Here is a 19,059-nt window from a genome sequence, read left to right on the forward strand (position 1 = left end):
GGGGGTGTCGACGGATGAGGCTCCTCCGGAAAAACCCCCTCACCCTCGCCCTGTGGGCTCGCTGCTGACCCGGCAAGGGGTCAGCAGCCCTCTCCCCGCCCGCGGGGAGAGGAGAGAACCCGCGGCATTTCTTTTCTCCGGACAGCCCTGCGCAGAGGGGGGTAGCGCCGTGTCGACGATCGGGGATGTACAGGAGGGACCGCGGTGAAGGTCTACGGCGACATGATGTCGGGCAACTGCCTCAAGGTGCGGTACGTCGCCGATCACCTCGGGCTCGCCTATACCTGGATGCCGGTCGACATCATGCAGGGCGAGAGCCGCACGCCCGAGTATCTGGCCCGCTTTCCTGTGGGCCAAGTCCCGGGCGTGGTGTTCGACGATGGGCGGACGCTCGCCCAATCGAACGCGATCATCCGCTACCTCGCCCGCGGCTCAGCCCTGCTGCCGGACGATCCCTGGACACAGGCGAAGATCGACGAGTGGCTGTTCTGGGAGCAGTACAGCCACGAGCCGACCATCGCGGTCTGCCGCTTTCACATGCGCTACCGTGGCGAACCGGCCGAGACCCGCGACCCGAAGCGGGTATCCGGGGGCGAGGCCGCCCTCGACCTCATGGAGCGACACTTGACCGCCGCTCGGTGGTTCGTCGGCACTGCGGTCAGCATCGCGGATGTCGCATTGTTCGCCTATACGCAATTCGCCGACGAGGGCGGATTCGATCTGACATCCCGGCCCGCCATCCGGGCCTGGCTCACCCGCTGCGGGGACGCGCTCCCCACATCCGCCACCGTCGCCGGGGTCGCTTAAGACCCGCCGCCGGCCCGATCACTTCACGAACTGAGCACTTCACCGATGGGCAAGGTCACAGGCTTCCTCGAATTCGACCGGCAGGAGCAGAAGTATCAGCTCGCGGCCGACCGCGTGCGCCACTTCCTCGAATTCACCCTGCCGCTCGACGAGCACGACCTGAAGAAGCAGGCGGCGCGCTGCATGGATTGCGGCATCCCGTTCTGCCACGGCCCGACCGGCTGCCCGGTCCACAACCAGATTCCGGACTGGAACGACCTCGTCTTCAACGCGGATTGGGAGGAGGCGGCGCGCAACCTGCACTCCACCAACAACTTCCCGGAATTTACCGGCCGCATCTGCCCGGCTCCCTGCGAGGAGGCCTGCACGCTCAACCTCGAGAACCAGCCGGTCGCGATCAAGACTATCGAGCAGGCGATCGCCGACAAGGCCTGGAGCATGGGCTGGGTCGTGCCCGAGCCCGCCGCGGTGAAGACCGGCAAGCGCGTCGCGGTCATCGGCTCGGGGCCGGCCGGCCTCGCCGCGGCCCAGCAGCTCGCCCGCGTCGGCCACGACGTCCACGTCTTCGAGCGCGAGCCGAAGGCCGGGGGCTTGCTCCGCTACGGCATCCCCGACTTCAAGATGGAGAAGCGCCACATCGACCGCCGCGTGCGGCAGATGGAGGCCGAGGGCGTGCAGTTCCATTACGGCGTCAATATCGGCGTCACCCGCTCCTTCGCCAGCCTGCACAACGAGTTCGACGCCGTGCTGTTCGCCGGCGGCGCCGAGGCGCCGCGCGATCCCGGCCTGCCGGGCCAGGATCTCGAGGGCGTGCACTTCGCCATGCCCTACCTCGTCCAGTCGAACCGCCGGGTCGGGCAGGAGGCCGCAACGCCCGAGGAGCCGATCCTCGCCGCCGGCAAGAACGTGGTGGTGATCGGCGGCGGCGACACCGCCTCGGACTGCGTCGGCACCGCCTTCCGCCAGGGCGCCCTCTCGGTCACCCAGCTCGACATCCGCCCGCGCCCGCCGGAGCGCGAGGACAAGCTGACCGTGTGGCCCTACTGGGCAACCAAGATGCGCACCTCGTCGAGCCAGGCCGAAGGCGCCGAGCGCGAGTTCCAGGCCGCGACCTTGCGCATCGAGGGCAACAAGAAGGGCAAGGTGAAGGGCGTGGTCTGCGCCCGGGTCGACGAGACCCGCAAGCCCATCGCCGGCTCCGAGTTCCTGCTGCCGGCCGACCTCGTCTTCATGGCGATCGGCTTCGCCGGCCCGGTCGCCCAGGGCCTGATCGAGGAGTCGGGCGTCGCCCGCGACAAGCGCGGCAACGTGCTGGCCGACGACGTCCAGTATCGCACCTCGGCCGACAAGGTCTGGGTGGCGGGCGACATGCGCCGCGGCCAGTCCCTGGTGGTCTGGGCGATCCGGGAGGGCCGGCAGGCCGCCCGCTCCATCGACGCGGCGCTGATGGGCGCGACGACCCTGCCGGTCTGACGGAGTACGTAGGCGAGGCGATGGTCCTCGCCGGACGGGGTTGATGACGGCAACGGGATCCGCTCCGATCGGCGCGGGTCCCGTCTCGTTTCCAGGCGGCAGGCCGTTCGGGCACCGCCGTGGCAGGATCGGCACCGCGTCCCCCGCCCGCGGGGAGCGGGGAACCCCGCGCCTCCTCTTTCACCCGACCGCCTGACGGCGCTTGGGGTGGGACGCGGCGTCTGACGAAATCTCGCTCTCGATCGTCCCCGGCATCATCGACCGCGATCCAACGCAATTCGCTGTATCTATTCTAATGAAAATTCGGCCTGTCGAGGGATTCGCTGCTTCCGAGTGCTGGCGAACATTGGGATAGGTGCGCAAAAGCAACATGACGGGCGATTGCGACCGGTCCTGGAATCGTTCCAGACCTTGCCGGGATGAAGCGATTGATTGCCGCAGGTCTGGGGCTTACGCGGCGGGAGGTCGCTTCTTCCGCCCGAGGTTCCTGTGCTCTCACGTCCATGCCCCGTCAGCCGGCGTCGCTCGCCGCTGCTCGTCGCCCTGCTCGCGGGCGCGGCGCCGATTCTCGGGGCGGGTCGCGCGGGCGCGCAGGAACCGGCTGAGGCCATCGCCCTCGACACGATCACGGTCGCGGGCGCGCCGGCCTTCCGGGAGACCGCCGCCGGCCCGGTCCAGGGCTACCGCGCGACCCGCAGCGCCACCGCGACCAAGACCGATACGGCCCTGCGCGACCTGCCCCAGACCGTCAACGTCATCCCGCGGGAAGTGCTCGTCGACCGCCAGGAGACGCGGCTCACCGACGCCTTGTTCAACGTCAGCAACGTGCAGCCCGCCGGCACGCTCCAGGGCCGCACCGAGACCTACAACATCCGCGGCTTCAACACCCAGACCTACGCCATCGACGGCGTGTTCCTGAACCAGGCCAGCAACTTCTTCGTCACCAAGCGCGACCTCGCCGATGTCGAGCGGATCGAGGTGCTGAAAGGGCCGGCCTCGGTGCTCTACGGCCGCGGCGACCCCGGCGGCGTCATCAACATCGTGACGCGCCAGCCGAGCCTGGTGCCGACGGCGGATGCGAGCGTGCAGGGCGGCAGCTTCGGCTTCCGCCGGGTGCAGGGCTCGGTGTCGGGCCCGATTCCGAGTGCCGAGGGCCTGGCCGGCCGGGTCAGCTTCGCGACCGAGGCCGATCCGACGTTCCGCAACTACGGCGGACGCGACAACTCCCGCAACTTCGTCGCCCCGGCCTTCTCCTGGAACCCGAGCCCCGACACCCGGGTCACGTTCCTCGGCGAGTTCACCAAGCAGGACGGGCAGTACGACGAGGGCCTGACCGCCTTCCGCGGCCGCGTGCCCCTCGACAACATCGCGCGCTACTACGGCGAGCCTTTCGCCCGCTACAACGCGATGGCGAATTTCGGCACGCTGAAGATCGAGCACGACTTCAACGAGAACCTGATGATCCGCCAGGTCCTCAACGCGCAGGGCGGCGGCTTCGACCTCATCTCGCCGCGGGCCACCGGCGTCAACGCCGCCGGCACCGTGCTGACCCGGCGGCTGACCGCCACCAACTCGACCTACGCCTCGGTCGACAGCCAGACGGAACTCGTCGCCAAGTTCGACTGGCTGGGCCTGCGCCACACCGCCCTCGTCGGGATCGAGTACATCAACGGCTATCGCCACTCCTACTCGACGCAGGGCAACATCGCGTCGGTGAGCTTCCTCAATCCGGTCTTCGGCGCGTTGCCGGGCGCGCTCTCGCTGCAGAGCGACCTGAGGCAGAAGAACGAGCTGACCGGCCTCTACGCCCAGGACCAGATCGAGCTCGGCTACGGGCTGCAGCTGCTCCTGGGCGTGCGCTACGACACCGGCGAGCAGTTCTACTTCAGCCGCCTGCCGACCTCGCGCAGCCTGCCGCCGACGCAGGAATTGTCGGGCGTCTCGCCGCGCGTCGGCCTGATCTACCGGCCGGCCGAGCCGCTGGCGCTCTACGCCAGCTACTCGACCTCGTTCAAGCCGCAGACCGCCAACGTGCTCGGGGCCGTCAACCCGTCGCCCGAGACCGGCGAGCAGTACGAGGTCGGCGCCCGCTACGACATCAACCCCGGCCTGACGCTCAGCACCGCCGCGTTCCGGATCACCCGCAACAACGTTGCGGCGAGCGATCCGGTCAACAGCGGCTTCTCGGTCATCACCGGGCAGCAGCGCTCGGAAGGCGTCGAGGCCGACCTCGCCGGCACCGTCCTGCCGGGCTGGAAGGTCATCGGCGGCGTCGGCTACCTCGATGCCCGCATCACCCGCGACACCACCTTCGCGATCGGCAACCGCCTCGTCGGCGTGCCGGCCTTCAGCGGCAGCGTCTGGACCACCTACCAGGTCCAGGAGGGGCCGTGGCGCGGCCTCGGCGTGGGCGCCGGCGTGACGTATGTCGGCAAGCGCACCGGCGACCTCAACAACAACTACACGGTCGGGGCCTACGCGCGGGTGGATGCGGCCGTGTTCTACGATCTCGACGAGCACGCCCGGTTCTCGCTCAACCTGCGCAACCTGACCGACGCGCGCTACGTCGAGCAGCCCTACAACCAGTTCAACAACGTGCCGGGGGCGCCGTTCACGGTGCTGGCGACGATCACGGGGCGGTGGTAGGCCGATGTCCCGCCGGCTCCGTCTCGCGATCCTGCTCCTCGCGGCGCTCCCCGGCGCCGCGGCCGCCGCGGCCGCCGCGGAGCGGACGCCCACGATCCTGATCGTGGTCAAGCCGGACAATCCTCGCGTCCAGGCGGACCGCGCCATCAAGGCGCATCTGGAGGGCCGCGGCTACCGGGTGGCCCTGGGCAGCCAGTACGATTCCCCGGCACAAGCCGCCGCCTACGACCTCGTGCTGCTGTCCTCCAACATCCGCAGCCGCGACCTGCTCGGCGCCTACCGGCAACTCGCGGTGCCGGTGATGACCTGGGAGAGCGATCTCCTCGACGACATGGGGATGGCCGGCAAGAAGGCCGGGCGGGATTTCGGCAAGGCCTCGGCCGAGCATTTCGTCTGGCTCGTCAATGCTCCGCACGCCCTGGCGGGCGGCCTGCCCGCCGGCATCAACACCGTCTACGTCAAGGACGCACCGATGAACTGGGGCAAGCCGGGACTCGGCGCCGCCATCATCGCCACGGTGCCGGGCGAGCCGGACCAGGCGGTCGTGTTCGGCTACGAGAAGGGCGCGACCATGGACTACGAATCGATCGCACCGGCCCGCCGGACGATGTTCCTCCTCGACAACGAGACCTTCGCCAACCTCGCGCCGGCCGGGCTCGCGCTGTTCGACGCCGCGATCGACTGGACGGCCGGCCGCGCGCGCTAGCGCCTCACCCCCGCGGCCAGCGGAAATCGTCCGCCCGGCCGGGCTGGGGCGGGGGCGCCACGCCGCGGGTCAGGCTGCGCTCCAGGGTGTAGCCGGCATCGCGGTCGAGCCGGGGCCGGCCGGTGACGAGCGTGCCGTTCGGCGCGACCTCGTTGCGGGTCAGCGGCAGGACCGGGCCTGCGGCCGGCTTAACCGGCAGGGCCGGGATGCCCGGTGGCTCCGGCAGGCTCGGCAGCATCGCGGTGATGAGCCGGTCGATCGCCGCGTCGTCGTCGAGCTTCGCCGTGCCCGCGGCCGGCGGCGCCTCCGGGGTGAGCGAGGAGACCGCGTCCGGCAGGGCAGGGGTGCCGCCCTTCGCCTCGATCAGGCGCTTGATCTCGACATCGGCGAAGTGGGCCGCCTTGCGGGCGCCGGCCTGGGTGAAGTGCACGCCGTCGGCGGTCCGGAGCTTGGCCTGCTGCCCCTCGAGGTCCGGGCCGCTCGCGGCGTAGCGGTTGTTCTCGTCGACGAAGGCCGGCCAGATGTCGACGTAGACGCCGCCCGCGCGCTGGACGCGGTCGCGGACGATCTCGTTGAGCGAGGTGATGTCGGCCGAGAGCGTCTCGCTCTTCATCGGCGGCTCGCCGACCCAGATCACCGGCACCTTGCGGTCGGCGAAGACCTTCAGCAGCCCGTCGACCCGGTCGCGGTAGAGGGCACGCCAGCGCTCGCTCAAGGGCTCGAGGGTCTGGTCGCCGTCGCGCAGGGGCTGGCGGTCGTTGGCGCCGACCATCACGACGGCGAACGTCACCTTCGGATTGGACTTGAGGTAGTCGTCCGCCGCCTTCGGCCAGTCGATCACGTCCCGGCGCACGAGGCCGCTGTCGCCCTTGGCGCGGCGGATCACCACGACGTCCGGGTTCGATTCGTAGACGGTGTCGAGGCCCTGGCCGAGCAGGTCGGCGAGGGAATCGCCGAACACCGCGATCTGGGTGTGCGGGTCGGCCTTCGGCTTCGGGGCGGCGGGGCGGGCGGCGACCGGGGCGGGGCGGGGCTTCGGCCGCTGCACGGAGCGGCCCTCGCGGCTGTGGACGACCTCGCGCTCGCGCTCGCGCCGCGGGCGGGGCGTGCGGTAGGCGCCGCGATAGGCCGGCCGGCCCTGATCCTGCGCCTGGGGCTGGGCGGAGGGACGGTCCTCCCACGGCCAGTAGAATTGCCGCTGCGACTCGGGCGCGGGGGCCGGCCGGTAGGCGGGCGCGCGACGGTAGCCGTAGCCGTCGTCGTAGTACTGCGCCCGGGCCGTCCCGGGTCCGGCGAGGCCTCCGAGCAGGCCCGCGAGCAGGCCCTGAGCGAGGAGGCGCGACAGCGTCCGTCCCGTCCGCCACCCCATCCGCATCGATCCCGGCTCCGTCCGCATCCTCGTGGGGGATGAGTATAGCGCGGGCGCAGGCTCCTTCCCACCCCCGCGCCCTCGACGAGGCCGCGCGTTCGCGCTCCGTCAAGGTTATGGGACGATGAAGGACAGTGTAAAACCTCCGTTCAGCATCGCCGACAATCGTCGAGATCCCAACAGGACGCCGCTCGCGCCGACGACCGCTCGTTAAGCGGTGCCGGCCGATGGTGAGACCAAGCGAGCGACGGACACACAACACGTCGCCGCATGACAGGCGAGTGCTTCGAATGTTTCGGACCGTACGGCGGCTGGTCTTCCAGGCCGCGCTCATCGTCGCGATCGGGTCGGCCGTCCTGTTGAGCAGGGGCGGCCAGGAGGCGGCGGCCCTCGCCCTGCGCCCGGCGCTCGACCCGGCGCCGATCAGCGCGCCCCTGGCGCGCCCGGCCCCTCCCGCACCGGCGCCCGGCGTTCGGGTGGTGCTGGCGCTGCCCTGGACGAACGGCAGCGCCGAGCTGGCGAGCGAGGCCCTGGCGGCCCAGTTCGGGGCCGGCCTCAGCGGTTCGCGGTGACGACCGGCGACACCGCCCGGCCGAGGGAGACCCAGCGCACGCCCTCGTCGCCCTCGCGCTTGATGTAGGTGTAGCCGGTCTTGTGCCAGGGCAGCACGGCGCTGGTCTTGTTGTCGAGGACGAGGTCGCCGCGGTCGGTGCGCAGCATCAGCACGGCGTGGCCCTCGCCCTTCTCGTCGATCACCACCGTCATCCGCATCGCGCGCCGCGGCAGGCCGGCCTGGGCCAGCAGCTTGCGCTTGAGCAGCTGGAAATCCTCGCAATCGCCCGAGCCGTCCTCGGCGAGGTCCCAGCGGTCCGGGACGCCCCAATGCTCCATGTCGGTCACGGCGCGCAAGCTGGTGTTGACCTGGCGGTTGACGCCGGTGACCGTCTGCCACAGCCGCGGGGTGAGCGTCACCTGGGCCGGCTCGCTCGGATCGACCGCGCATTCGGAGGCGTAGCGGGCGCAGAACTCGGTCCAGGCCGGGACCGGCCGGGCCTCGCCGACCGGGGCGGCCGGTACGGTGACCGCGGGAAGCGCGGCCAGGGTCTGGCTGCCGGCGCCGCCGACCGAGGCGAGGAGCGCGGCGGCGAAAGCCGCGACCCGCGCGATTCCGATTCCATTCCGGCGACCCGCGATACGCATCCGACCCGCACCCGCAACCGTTAAGCTCTCGTTAACGAGTTGGTCGCACGGCGGCTCCGCCGGGGCAACGGCCGAGTTAAGAAAAGGTTAACGTGTGTTCACAGGTCCGCGTCGCCCGCCGCGGGCCCGTTTCGAACCCGTCGCAGCGAGAGCGCGGCGATCACCGACGCCGCGAGCAGGGTCGCCGCCACAGGGGTCGCCGAGCCGTCGTGCCAGGTGGCGACCGCGAGGGTGAACAGCGCGCCGAGCGCCATCTGCATGAAGCCGTAGAGGCTCGAGGCCGAACCGGCGGCGTGGGGGTCGACGTTCATCAGCCCGGCCACCGCGTTCGGTCCCAAGAGCCCGATGCCGACCGCGTAGAGTACCAGCGGCGCGAGCAGCGTCACGACGGTGAGCGCCCCGGCGCGGTCGATCGCCAGGAGCGCCAGGGCGGCGGCGAGGCAGACGCCGTTGCCGACCTTGGCGGCGCGCAGGATCGGCACGCGGCCGGCGAGGCGCCCGGCGAGGGCGGAACCCACCACCATCCCGGCCACCACGATCAGGCAGTCGAGTCCGACCTCCTGCGACGAGCGCCCGAGCCGGTCGACGAGGAGGAACGGCGCCACCGCCAGGAAGGCGTAGAGGCTGGTGCCGGCGCAGGCCCCGGCGAGCACGTAGGCCCGGTAGACGGGGTCGCGCAGGAGCCGCAGGTAGGCCCCGGCCACGGCGCCGATCCCCGGGAGCGCGACCGGCCGCCGGTTGGTCTCCGGCAGGGTGAGCACCACGAGCGCGCCGAGGCCCGCCACCACCGCGGCGAGAACCACGAACACCGCCCGCCAGCCGAAGGCGCCGGCGACGAGGCCGCCGATCGCCGGCGCGAGCGCCGGCGTCAGCGTCATCGCCATGGTGAGGATCGCGATCTTGCGGGCCGCGTCGGTGGCGGTCGAGACGTCGCGCACCATCGCCCGGCCGAGGACCAGGGAGCCGCAGGCCCCGAGCGACTGCAGCACCCGGGCGAGGATCAGCACCTCGATCGAGGTGGCGGGAATCGCGAGGAAGAGCCCCGCGAGGTAGAGCGACAGGCCGGCGATCAGCACCGGGCGGCGGCCGAACCGGTCCGAGAGCGGGCCGTAGACCAGCTGCCCGCAGGCGAGGCCGACGAGGTAGAGGGTGATCGTCAGCTGCGCCGCGACCGGCGTGGTCCCGAGATCGGCGGCCGCCGCCGCGAGCGCCGGCACGAAGATGTGCAGGGCCACCGTCCCGGTCATGGTCACGGCGACGAGGAGGGTGAGCGACGCCTGTCCGGAACGCCGTGGTGACATCTTCATCGCTCGGTCCGCTCGCGATCCTCTCGCCGGCCTCTCGGTGCCGGGCTCTCGATGCCGGGCTCTCGGGACGGGCCGTCCGGGGCAGGGCCTACCCTCTGTAGGCGCCGACGGCCGCGGGAGACATGCCGACCGCGAATGGCTGGGCCCTGCCGCCGGCGCCGCTCCGCACCCGGGGCATCCGTTCGATCATGGCCCGGCCCCTCATTCTCGTTTGCCTGCGAATGACCGCGACCGTAACCTGCGACCCACGGTGCGGCGGTCGGGGCGCGAGCCCGCGGGACGCGTCGCACCTCGATCGAGGGGCGGGAGGAGCCGATGTCCGATGGCGCGTTCGATCCCGGCGGCAGGCCGCGATCCTCCCGTGGGCACGCCGCAGCGTCAGCCGGGAGCCTGTCGGTATACCGCCTGCGCGAGATCGAGGCGCTGCTCGGGGCAGCCATCGGACCGGCCTACGACGCGGCGCCGGCGAGGGTGGGCGCCGAGCCGGATTTCGCGCGCCAGACGATCCGGCTCCTGCGCGCCTTCAACCGGATCGCCGATCCCGAGACCCGGCGCGCGGTTCTGCGCCTGGTCGAGGCGGCCTCACGCCGGGAATGCATCTGAGCGGTGCGCCCGCCGCGCGGTGCGACATCGCGGCGACGATCCCGGTCGCGAACCGCGACCGCCCGAGAGCCGTTGCTCCCCGTCGCCGCCCGCCGAAGGCGGTTCCAGGCAGGAGAACGCCGTCATGCGAGCCGTGCTGATCGGGGCAGGGATCTTGGTTCCGCTCGTTGCCACTCCGCTCATGGCCACCACCGCCGCCGCGACCCCGTGCGCGGAGCAGATCGCCACGATCGAGCGCCGGCTCGAGAGTCCCGGGGCCGCGTCGGTCACCGGCAGCACGCCGACATCCCAAGGGTCGCCCAAGGCCCTCGCGGCCCCGCCCGCGGGCCGCCCGAGCGACCCCGCGACCGTGCCGGATGCGGGGCGGATCGCCGAGGCGCGGGGCCTGATCGCCACGGCGCGCGAGCAGGACCGCGCCGGCAACGAGCGGGCCTGCGAGGACACCATGACCCGCGCCAAGGAGCGGATCGGCGCGCTGCCTTGAGCGTCGTTCAGGACGTCGCGCGCCCAGGACGTCGCGCTCACAGCGTCTCGCGCAGGCGCCGCATCGTCTGCACCCAGTCCCGCGGGCCGAGGCCGGGCGCGGCCGGGCGGAGCCCGTCGCGGGCGAAGCGGCGGGCGTCCCGCGGGGTCATCCCGAAGCGGCTCCGGAACGAGCGGCTGAAATGGGTCTCGCTCGTGAATCCGCTGCGATAGGCCACCTGGGCGATGCCGCCCCTTCCGTCGTCGGGCCGGCTGAGGGCCGCGAAGGCCCGGTCGAGCCGGCGCCCGGCGACGTAGGCCATCACGCCGCCGTCGAACCCGAACAGGCGGTACAGCGTCGCCCGCGACACCCGGCACGCTGCCGCGATCCCCGCCGGGCTGAGGCTCGGGTCGTCGAGGTGCTGATCGATGTAGGTGCAGATCCGCTCGTGCACGCTGGCGCTGGCGGCGGCCCGCACGAGCGGATCGGCCTCGCGCAGATCGCTGCCCGAGAGCATCAGGCAGAGAGCGTCGAGGGCGGTGCTCGCCTCCCGCGGCGACAGGAACGGCGCGTGCGCGGCGAGGCTCCGCAGGTGGCCGCCGATCACCGGTGCGAGCCCGTTCGCCCGGCCGATCCCGTGCCCGTGCAGGTCGTGCGACGCGGCGATCGGAAGCCGGTCCCGCGGCAGGATCAGCGTGAGGTTGGAGAAGTCCGTCGATCGCGTGCGCAGGGTGCGGTTGAGGTCGAGGACGTTGATGTCCCCGGCCGCCACCGCCACGGCCCTGTCGCCGCACAGCCCCTCGAAGCTCCCCGCGACGTAATGCTGGATCACGATGTGATCCCAGCCGGAGTTGCGCACGTCGCCCGCGTCGCGCTCGAAACCCTGCGCCCGCGACGCGCAGGTCGTCAGCAGCGCATCGGAGACCGCCACGGCCTGGATCTCGGCCCGGAACGATGCCGCGCAATCCCGGTCGAGGCTGACCCGGAACAGGGGCTGCACCAGGTCGTGCCACAGGGTGAATTGCTGCTCGGCCACGAGCCGGTCGAGCCTGAAATCCGTCGCGTCCCGCTCCACCATCGCGCTGGCATCCGCCTCTCTCGTCAGGCTCGCTCCGTCAACCTGCGATGTGGGAGCGGATCCTCAGCGTCAATCCGCAACCTGACGCCACGAACATCTTCGGCGATCATCGCTTCGTCCGCCGCGGCGGACCGGACGCCCTGCGGCGATCGTCGGCTGACCGGGAGGCGCCACCCCGGACCCCGTCCGGAAACAATCCGCGCCGGTCCGATGCCGCAGCGCCTTCGAACGGATCCGTTCGAAGGCGCTGGCCAAGCAAGAACGGGCGTCGGCGCCGATGCGCCGGACGCCTCGGCATCGACGGGTCGATGCCGAGGCGCGAGGGTATGAGACGCCCGGGCAAGTGTTCGAGACGCTGCGTCTCGTCGCGCCGCCGCGAAACGGATCGGTTGTGCTATGACGCGGCCGATCACTCCTCGTCGGCAAGCAATCTCGTCATGATCGGGCCGTGTTTCGCATCCCTGCCGCAGAAGGACCTTCTGATGCGGACGGATCTGCCGGGCGCCGCCGGGCGCTGCGCTTCCTTCGTCCTGGCGCTCGCGCTCGCGCTCGCCATCACCCTCGTGGTCACGGCACCGCTGCTGACCGCGCCCTGAGCCGCGATGCGCCGCGTCAGGCGCCCGGGCGCCGCGCGAGCCAGACCACGTGGGGCGTGCGCCCGGGGCGCTCGGAACGGATGCGGTGCTCCGTCACGCGCAAGCCGGTGCGCTGCAGCCGCGACTTGAACTTCCGGTCCGGGCAGCCGGACCAGATGCCGAGCACGCCGCCCGGCCGCAGGCTCCAGCGCGCCCGCTTGAGGCCCCAGGCGTCGTAGAGCCGGTCGTTCCCCCGGCTCACCAGGCCGCGCGGCCCGTTGTCGACGTCGAGCAAGACCGCGTCCCAGGCTTCCGGCCCGGACTGGATCACCCGGTTGACGTCGCCCGCGCGGATCTCGACCCGCGGATCGTCGAGGCAGTCGCCGAAGACATGCGCCAGGGGGCCGCGGGCCCAGGCCGCCACCGCCGGCACCAGCTCCGCCACCACGACCCGGGCCTGCGGCCCGAGGACGGCGAGGGCCGCCCGCAGGGTGAAGCCCATGCCGAGCCCGCCGATCAGCACCCGCGGCGCCGGATGGCCGCGCAGCTCCTCGCACGCCAGGGCCGCGAGCTCGCGCTCCGAGCCGCTGCGATGGCTGCCCATCAGCTCCATCCCGTCGACGACGATCAGGAACTCGTCGTCGCGCCGCACGAGGCGCAGGACGCGGTCCGTGCCGGGAATCGGGCCGGTGTCGAGTTCGGTCCAGGCGGCCAACCGGGCCGCCTCGGACGCGCCGGGGGCGAGGGAACGCCTCATCGCACTCTCGCTCTGTCGTGGGGAAGAGAGACGGACTTCGGGGCTGCCTCGCATCGCGAAGCGCTCGTCCGTTCGATCGTCGGGGGAAAAAGTGGTGCCGCAAGAGGGATTCGAACCCCCGACCCCCTCATTACGAATGAGGTGCTCTACCAGCTGAGCTATTGCGGCGCCGACCGGGCCGGGTGAGCCGGCGATCGATGGGCGCCGTCATAGCCGGGGCGCGGCGGCTTGGCAAGCGATTCCCCTGGCGAACCGCGCGGCAGCAGCCTGCGGAGCGTCGGACGGGCGGGTCGGAAGGCGTGGGCGCTCCCACCGTCCGGCGCGTGGACGCAGACCCCCGGCGCAGGGCTCGCGGGCCTGGCCCGGCGCCCTTGGCGCTTGACGTGGCGTCGGCGAATCCCGACCATAAGCGGGCCGAATATCCCAATTCCCTCAATGCCCCTGATCGCCCGCCTTCGCGCCTACGCCACCGAGATGTTCGGCGCGCCCGCCTCGCCGCCCGACGCCGCCGACGAGCAGCACCTCGCCGCCGCGGCCCTGCTCGTCCACGTGGCGCGGGTCGACGGTACCCTCGCGGCGGTGGAGCGCGATCGCCTCGCCCGCCTGCTGACCCACCGCTTCGCGGCCACCGAGGCCGGGGCGAAGGCCCTGATCGAGCGCGCGATCGACTTCGACGACGCGACCCGCGACGTGGCCGAACTCGTCGAGATGATCGGCCGCGACGTGCCGGAGGAGGAGCGGCGCGGGTTGCTCGGCCTCGCCTGGGCGGTCGCGGCCGCCGACGGGCAGGTGCACGAGTTCGAGGACGACCTCGTCTGGCGCGTCGGCCAGCTCCTCGGCTTCGACGACGCCGCGATCACCGCCACCCGGGCGGTCGCCCTCGCGGGGCTGCCGACGCCGCACGTGCCGGCCCGGTAAGTCCCGCCATGGTGAGCCCCTTCGCGATCCCGCAGCCCGGGCGCAGGCCGGTGCTGCTGATCCTGCACCAGGAGCAATCGACCCCCGGCCGCCTCGGCCGGCTGTTCCAGGAGCGCGGCCATCCCCTCGACATCCGCCGTCCCCGCTTCGGCGATCCCTTGCCGGAGACGCTGCGCGACCATGCCGGCGCGGTGATCTTCGGCGGGCCGATGAGCGCCAACGACGGCGACGCCTTCGTGCGCCAGGAGATCGACTGGATCCGGGTCCCCTTGCGCGAGGGGCGGCCGTTCCTCGGCCTGTGCCTCGGCGCGCAGATGCTGGCGAAGTGCCTCGGCGCCACGGTCTGCGCCCATCCGGAGGGCCGGGCCGAGATCGGTTACTATCCCCTGCTGCCGACCGCGGCGGGGCGGGACTTCGCCGGCGAGATCGGCCAGCCCTGGCCCTCCCACGTCTACCACTGGCACCGCGAGGGCTTCACCTGCCCGTCCGGGGCCGACACGCTCGCCACCGGCGACGACTTCCCGACCCAGGCGATCCGGGTCGGGCCCTCGGCTTTCGGCCTCCAGTTCCACCCGGAGGTCACCCACGCCATGATCTGCCGCTGGACCGTGCGGGCCGCCGAGCGCCTGCGCCTGCCCGGCGCGCAGGACCGGGCGCGGCAGATCGAGGGCCGGCTGATGCATGACGGCCGCGTCGCGGCCTGGCTCGACGCCTTCCTCGACCACTGGCTCGCCGGAGCCGGGACGGGGGAGGGCGCGGGGGCGCTCGCGGCGTCATGATCCTCAGCCTGACCCTGCTGCTGCTGTGCCAGCTCGCCGGCGAGATCCTGGCTCGGACCTTCGCGCTCCCCGTCCCGGGCCCGGTCGTCGGCATGGCGCTCCTCCTCGGGGTGCTCGCCCTGCGCGACCGGCGCCCCGGCGGCCTTCCGGCTCCCCTCGTCGACGGCACGCTCGAGCGCACCGGCAAGGGGCTGCTCGCCCACCTGTCGCTGCTGTTCGTGCCGGCGGGCGCGGGCGTGATCGGCCGGCTCGACGTCCTGGCCGCCCACGGCGTCGCCCTCGCGGTGGCGCTGGTGGTCTCGACGGCGCTCGCCCTCGTCGCCACCGTCTCCACTTTCTCGTACGTCGCCAGACGGGTCGGGCGATGAGGACGGGGCGATGAGGACCAGGCGGTGACCGGGGATTTCGCCCTCTGGGTGTTCCTGTCGCGCACGCCGCTCCTGTGGCTCACCGTGACGCTCACCGCCTACGTCGTCGCCGACCGGGTGTCGGCCGCCACCGGCCGCCACCCGCTCGCGAACCCCGTGCTGCACGCGATCTGGATGGTCGGCCTCGTCCTGGTCGTCACCCGCACGCCCTACGCGGTGTATTTCGAGGGCGCGCAGTTCGTGCACTTCCTGCTCGGTCCCGCCACGGTCGCCCTGGCGATCCCGCTCTACGAGCACCGCAAGACCGTGACCCGGGTGCTGGTGCCGATGCTGGCGGCCCTCGTGGTCGGCTCCACGGTGGCGCTCGCCACCGGCATCGGCACCGCGAAGCTGCTGGGCGTGCCGGATTCGATCCTGATCGCGCTCGCGCCGAAATCCGTCACCGCCAGCGTCGCCATGGGCATCACCTCGGCGCTGGGCGGCGATCCGACGCTGACCGCCGTGCTGGTCATCCTCACCGGCATCCTCGGCGCCATCATGGTGACGCCGCTCCTCGACCGCCTCGGCATCCGGGATTACCGCGCCCGCGGCTTCGCGGCGGGCCTCGCCGCCCACGGCATCGGCACCGCCCGCGCCTTCCAGGTCAGCGAGGTCGCCGGCACCTTCGCGGGCATCGCGATGGGGCTCAACGCCTTCCTGACCGCGGTGCTGGTGCCGCTGGCGCTGGCGTTGCTGCGCTAGGACAACGCCCGATCGCGGCGCGATGCCGCGAGCGCGAGGCGGCTCGTGCCTGCGCGAGACGTTCCCTCGTCCCCACCTGCCGCTCGACCAGGTCGGCTGACCGTTCGAGGGCCGAATGCGAGATCGATTACACGTTATTTCTTGTCTGATGTCAGTATCGCGCGGATAGTGGCTCAGTCAGAGATGGCATAGGAAGGGGACAGCTGCCATGCGGTGCGCCTTGCTCGCTTCTATCCTCGTCGTCACCTGTGGAATTCCGGCGCTCGCCCAGGCGCCCCTGCCGCCCGCCGAGACGTTGGGCGTCTATTCCGGGGCCGCCGTCGAGACCCGCACGGTGCTCACCTTCAAAGTCAGGGACGACGTCGTGCAGAAGCTCCTGCCGGAGGGATGGACACTCGCGCCGGTCGCGCAAGGACCCGCCAAGGGAGCCAATCTCTCCATCGTGTTCGCCGAACGACTGGCGACGATCGACCAGGGCGGCAAGCCGGTCGGAGGAGAAGAGGCGACCGTCATCCTGTCGGTTCCGGCCAGGAACGCCGCGGAGACGGCCTTCGCCATCGTCGAGGCCTACGGCGATGGCGAGACCGCGCCCGGTTTCTACAAGGTCGGCAAGCCGGCGAAGGTGACGGTCGAGAGGACCCTGCGGGCGACGAACCTGAAGGGGAGCGTCGAGGAGACATGGTCGGTCGCGGGCGAGGGCGGCGAGCAGATCGCGTTCCAGATCGGCTACGAGCGCTCCCAGCCGAGCCGCGTGCAGGCCGATTCGCGCAACGTCTCGGCGGTCGACGGCCGGGTCCGGCGGACCTACCGGATCGATCAGGGGCTGGTCGTCCTGGCGAGCGCGCCGAACGGCGTCGACAAGGCGAGGGGCCTCACCTTCAGGGCCTCGGGCGGCCTGCTCGGCAAGATCTTCGACGGCTCGCAGCAGCTGGTGAGCGCCGTCTCGCTCCCGTGGTACTCACGACAGCTATACGTGCCGGCGAGCCAGTGAGCGGACCGGCCTCGCGCCCCCGCCCCTCGTCGCCGTCGCGGGACGTCCGCGTCCCGCCCTCCGCACGCGATCACGACGCCGGGCCCGCGCTCAGGGCGCCTCGGTCGCCGCCCGCAGCGCACCGACGAGGTGGAGCGAGCCGGTCACCAGCAGCCAGCCGCCGCGCCGGGCGGCGAGGTCCGCCGCCCGGGCGAGCGCCGCGTCCGGGATCGCCACCGCCTCGGCCTCCAGCCCCTCGGCGGCGGCGAGCGCCCGGAGCGCCGCAGCGCCGTGGCCGCGCCGTTCCGGCATCTCGGTGCACACGACCGCCGCGGCGTGCCGGGCCAGCACGGCGAAAAACCCCGCCGCGTCCTTGTCGCCGGCGAGCGCCACGAGCGCGGTGCAGGTCCCCGGGAGGCCCGGGTCGCGATCGAGGTCGCGCAGGACCGCCGCGAGGTTGAACGGCACGTGGGCGCCGTCGAGCACCGCCGGCACCGGGCCGCGCGCGGTCGGGACGACCCGGCGCTCGAGCCGCCCGGGCAGGCGGGCGCCCGCGCACGTTTCGGCATCGAGGAGGTCCGCGCCGAGCCGCGCGCCGTCGCGGCCGCACGCCCCGCCGGCGCCGAGACGGTCGAGGACGAGGCCGGCGAGCGCCGCGTTCTCCCCGGCGATCGAGCCCGCGTCCGGAAGCGTCGGCCGCAGGACCGGGCAGCCGAGGGCGGCGGCGCGCGCGGCCAGGACGGCACCGGCCTCGTCGTCGGGAGCGAGGGTGGTGACGAGCGCCGCGCCGGGCTTGAGGATGCCGACCTTCTCGGCGGCGATGGCCGCGCGGGTGGTGCCGAGAATCTCGGTGTGCTCGAGCCCGACATTGGTGACGACCGCGACCGCGCCGTCGACCGCGTTGGTCGAATCGAGGCGCCCGCCGAGCCCGACCTCGACCACCGCCCAGTCGAGTCCGGCCTCGCCGAAGATCGCGAGGCCCGCGGCGGTCAGGACGTCGAACCAGGTCGCCTCGAGGCCCGCGGTGCCGTCGCGGCGCGCCGCCTCGTGGGCGTCGAGCGCCCGGGCCAGCGCCCCGGCGAGCACGGCATCCTCGACCGGCCGGCCCTGGAGGCAGACCCGCTCGGTAATCGCCTCGACGTGGGGCGAGGCGTAGCGCCCGACCCGCAGGCCCGCCCGCATCAGCCCGGCCTCGACGAGCGCGCAGACCGAGCCCTTGCCCTTGGTGCCGCCGACATGGACGACCTTCAGGCGCGCCTGCGGCGCGCCGAGCCGGTGCAGCAGGTCGCGCATCGGCGCGAGCCCGACCCGCATCCCGCCCCGCGGCCGCTTCTCCCAGTCGGTCAGGCGGTCGAGGCGATCCAGCACCTCGGGCAGGGATCCGGTCGGCGCGTCCGGCGAGGCGGCGGCGGGTCCGGCGTTCGAGAGTGCGGCGTTCGACAGTGCGGCGTTCATGGGTCACCCCGTGGTCGGCTCGGGAAGGGTGCCCAGGCGAGCGGCGGAAACGATGCCCGCGCTCCCCGGTGGTCGGACCACCTTGAACCTCGCCAGTCACGCGGGACATCCCCCATAAGAGACGAGCCGGCGCGGAGCAACGGGCCGCGAGACCGCGCGCACCGTGCGGGCGCCTTGTGCCGGCCCCGCCGGGCGGCTACTCACCCTCGACCCGTCACCCGCCAGGATCGCGTAGCCGCCTTGCCCGCCCGCCTCGACGCCATCGACTGGGCGATCCTCCGGGAGCTGCAGGCCGACGGCTCCATCACCAACGTGGAGCTGGCGCGGCGCGTCGGCCTGTCGGCGCCGCCCTGCCTGCGCCGGGTCCGCGCGCTCGAGGAGGCCGGCATCATCCGCGGCTACCGGGCGCTCCTCGAGCCCAAGGCGCTCGGCTACGAGGTGGTGTGCTTCGCCATGGTGCAGCTCGCCGCGCAGGGCCAGGCGGAGCTCGCCGCCTTCGCGGCGGAGATGCGCGGCTGGCCGCTGGTGCGCGAGTGCTGGACCCTCTCGGGCGAGACCGACTTCCTGCTCAAATGCGTCGCGCCGAATCTCGGCGCCTTCCAGCAGCTCGTCGGCCACCTCACCGGCCTGCCCAACGTGCGCACGGTGCGCACCGCGCTCGCCCTCGACCAGATCAAGGACGAGCCGATCGCGCCCCTCGACGACGGTGCGCTCGACGCGTAACGGCGCGGCCTGCGCACACTTTACCTGTGAAAACCTGACTCCTGCACCAGTCATGCCCTAAAACGGGGATGCGTCGAACCGCGGCTTGCGCTGTCATGGCGCCGTTCGCCAGAGTTCAGCG

Annotated in this window: 19 protein-coding genes, 1 tRNA gene and 1 riboswitch; of the genes, 13 read left to right on the forward strand and 7 right to left on the reverse strand. The window is 72.4% G+C overall.

Annotated elements, in window-relative coordinates; translation table 11 throughout:
- The first annotated feature begins 204 nt into the window (after positions 1 to 204).
- The 4 genes from DK419_RS05335 to DK419_RS05350 all read left to right on the forward strand — a co-directional run bounded on the left by DK419_RS05335 (position 205) and on the right by DK419_RS05350 (position 5,632).
- Complete coding sequence (locus DK419_RS05335; RefSeq protein ID WP_109958169.1) at positions 205 to 807, forward strand: glutathione S-transferase family protein; 603 nt, start codon at positions 205 to 207, stop codon at positions 805 to 807.
- A gap of 45 nt (positions 808 to 852) precedes the next feature.
- Positions 853 to 2,280, forward strand: coding sequence for a glutamate synthase subunit beta (locus DK419_RS05340; RefSeq protein ID WP_109958170.1), 1,428 nt, complete (start codon positions 853 to 855; stop codon positions 2,278 to 2,280).
- Between the two features lie 489 nt (positions 2,281 to 2,769).
- Complete coding sequence (locus tag DK419_RS05345) at positions 2,770 to 4,926, forward strand: TonB-dependent siderophore receptor (protein ID WP_109958171.1); 2,157 nt, start codon at positions 2,770 to 2,772, stop codon at positions 4,924 to 4,926.
- 4 nt (positions 4,927 to 4,930) lie between these two features.
- Positions 4,931 to 5,632, forward strand: a complete 702-nt coding sequence (locus tag DK419_RS05350; RefSeq protein WP_109958172.1) for a response regulator — start codon at positions 4,931 to 4,933, stop codon at positions 5,630 to 5,632.
- A 4-nt stretch (positions 5,633 to 5,636) separates the two neighbouring features.
- On the opposite strand, the gene DK419_RS05355 is transcribed toward DK419_RS05350, so the two are convergent.
- Entirely contained in the window at positions 5,637 to 7,001 is a 1,365-nt protein-coding gene (locus DK419_RS05355) for an SGNH/GDSL hydrolase family protein (RefSeq protein ID WP_109962140.1), read from the reverse strand.
- A gap of 290 nt (positions 7,002 to 7,291) precedes the next feature.
- Between DK419_RS05355 and DK419_RS05360 the strand changes: the two genes are divergently transcribed.
- Positions 7,292 to 7,573: a hypothetical protein gene (locus DK419_RS05360; RefSeq protein ID WP_109958173.1), complete on the forward strand. Its 282-nt coding sequence runs from the start codon at positions 7,292 to 7,294 to the stop codon at positions 7,571 to 7,573.
- Here DK419_RS05360 and DK419_RS05365 read toward each other — a convergent pair.
- Both DK419_RS05365 and DK419_RS05370 read right to left on the reverse strand, forming a co-directional pair.
- Positions 7,557 to 8,201: a transglutaminase-like cysteine peptidase gene (locus DK419_RS05365; RefSeq protein ID WP_109958174.1), complete on the reverse strand. Its 645-nt coding sequence runs from the start codon at positions 8,199 to 8,201 to the stop codon at positions 7,557 to 7,559. The two genes, DK419_RS05360 and DK419_RS05365, sit on opposite strands and share 17 nt — an antisense overlap.
- Before the next feature lie 98 nt (positions 8,202 to 8,299).
- Positions 8,300 to 9,502 carry a multidrug effflux MFS transporter gene (locus DK419_RS05370; protein ID WP_109962141.1) on the reverse strand — a complete coding sequence of 401 codons (1,203 nt, stop codon included), beginning with the start codon at positions 9,500 to 9,502 and terminating at the stop codon, positions 8,300 to 8,302.
- Between the two features lie 321 nt (positions 9,503 to 9,823).
- Here DK419_RS05370 and DK419_RS05375 point away from each other — a divergent pair, with 321 nt between their 5' ends.
- Both DK419_RS05375 and DK419_RS05380 read left to right on the forward strand, forming a co-directional pair.
- Positions 9,824 to 10,111 (forward strand): hypothetical protein, encoded by a 288-nt coding sequence (locus tag DK419_RS05375; RefSeq protein WP_109958175.1) that lies wholly within the window; start codon positions 9,824 to 9,826, stop codon positions 10,109 to 10,111.
- A 181-nt stretch (positions 10,112 to 10,292) separates the two neighbouring features.
- The gene (locus DK419_RS05380; protein ID WP_109962142.1) at positions 10,293 to 10,595 is read left to right on the forward strand and encodes a hypothetical protein; all 303 of its coding nucleotides are present in this window, start codon (positions 10,293 to 10,295) and stop codon (positions 10,593 to 10,595) included.
- 37 nt (positions 10,596 to 10,632) lie between these two features.
- Here DK419_RS05380 and DK419_RS05385 read toward each other — a convergent pair whose 3' ends face one another.
- The 3 genes from DK419_RS05385 to DK419_RS05395 all read right to left on the reverse strand — a co-directional run bounded on the left by DK419_RS05385 (position 10,633) and on the right by DK419_RS05395 (position 13,152).
- Positions 10,633 to 11,652, reverse strand: a complete 1,020-nt coding sequence (locus DK419_RS05385) for a helix-turn-helix domain-containing protein (protein ID WP_109958176.1) — start codon at positions 11,650 to 11,652, stop codon at positions 10,633 to 10,635.
- Positions 11,653 to 12,264: 612 nt separating this feature from the next.
- Complete coding sequence (locus tag DK419_RS05390) at positions 12,265 to 12,984, reverse strand: spermidine synthase (protein ID WP_109958177.1); 720 nt, start codon at positions 12,982 to 12,984, stop codon at positions 12,265 to 12,267.
- Between the two features lie 92 nt (positions 12,985 to 13,076).
- Positions 13,077 to 13,152: transfer RNA gene (locus DK419_RS05395), tRNA-Thr, on the reverse strand.
- Positions 13,153 to 13,419: 267 nt separating this feature from the next.
- Here DK419_RS05395 and DK419_RS05400 point away from each other — a divergent pair.
- The 5 genes from DK419_RS05400 (at position 13,420) to DK419_RS05420 (ending at position 16,781) form a co-directional block, all read left to right on the forward strand.
- Positions 13,420 to 13,902, forward strand: coding sequence for a tellurite resistance TerB family protein (locus DK419_RS05400; RefSeq protein ID WP_109958178.1), 483 nt, complete (start codon positions 13,420 to 13,422; stop codon positions 13,900 to 13,902).
- Between the two features lie 8 nt (positions 13,903 to 13,910).
- Complete coding sequence (locus tag DK419_RS05405; RefSeq protein ID WP_109958179.1) at positions 13,911 to 14,681, forward strand: glutamine amidotransferase; 771 nt, start codon at positions 13,911 to 13,913, stop codon at positions 14,679 to 14,681.
- Positions 14,678 to 15,049 carry a CidA/LrgA family protein gene (locus DK419_RS05410; RefSeq protein ID WP_109958180.1) on the forward strand — a complete coding sequence of 124 codons (372 nt, stop codon included), beginning with the start codon at positions 14,678 to 14,680 and terminating at the stop codon, positions 15,047 to 15,049. The genes DK419_RS05405 and DK419_RS05410 overlap by 4 nt, the downstream gene beginning before the upstream one ends.
- A 24-nt stretch (positions 15,050 to 15,073) precedes the next feature.
- Positions 15,074 to 15,790, forward strand: coding sequence for an LrgB family protein (locus tag DK419_RS05415; RefSeq protein WP_109958181.1), 717 nt, complete (start codon positions 15,074 to 15,076; stop codon positions 15,788 to 15,790).
- Between the two features lie 220 nt (positions 15,791 to 16,010).
- A complete protein-coding gene (locus DK419_RS05420; RefSeq protein ID WP_208642286.1) occupies positions 16,011 to 16,781 on the forward strand; it encodes a hypothetical protein in 771 nt (256 codons plus the stop codon).
- Positions 16,782 to 16,871: 90 nt separating this feature from the next.
- Here DK419_RS05420 and DK419_RS05425 read toward each other — a convergent pair whose 3' ends face one another.
- On the reverse strand, positions 16,872 to 18,215 hold the full coding sequence (locus DK419_RS05425) for a bifunctional folylpolyglutamate synthase/dihydrofolate synthase (RefSeq protein WP_245442838.1): 1,344 nt from the start codon (positions 18,213 to 18,215) through the stop codon (positions 16,872 to 16,874).
- A gap of 23 nt (positions 18,216 to 18,238) precedes the next feature.
- Positions 18,239 to 18,325: riboswitch (ZMP/ZTP riboswitch) on the reverse strand.
- 130 nt (positions 18,326 to 18,455) lie between these two features.
- Between DK419_RS05425 and DK419_RS05430 the strand changes: the two genes are divergently transcribed.
- Positions 18,456 to 18,938, forward strand: a complete 483-nt coding sequence (locus DK419_RS05430; protein WP_109958183.1) for an Lrp/AsnC family transcriptional regulator — start codon at positions 18,456 to 18,458, stop codon at positions 18,936 to 18,938.
- Positions 18,939 to 19,059: the final 121 nt, after the last annotated feature.

It is taken from the genome of Methylobacterium terrae (genome assembly GCF_003173755.1).
GTDB lineage: Bacteria > Pseudomonadota > Alphaproteobacteria > Rhizobiales > Beijerinckiaceae > Methylobacterium > Methylobacterium terrae.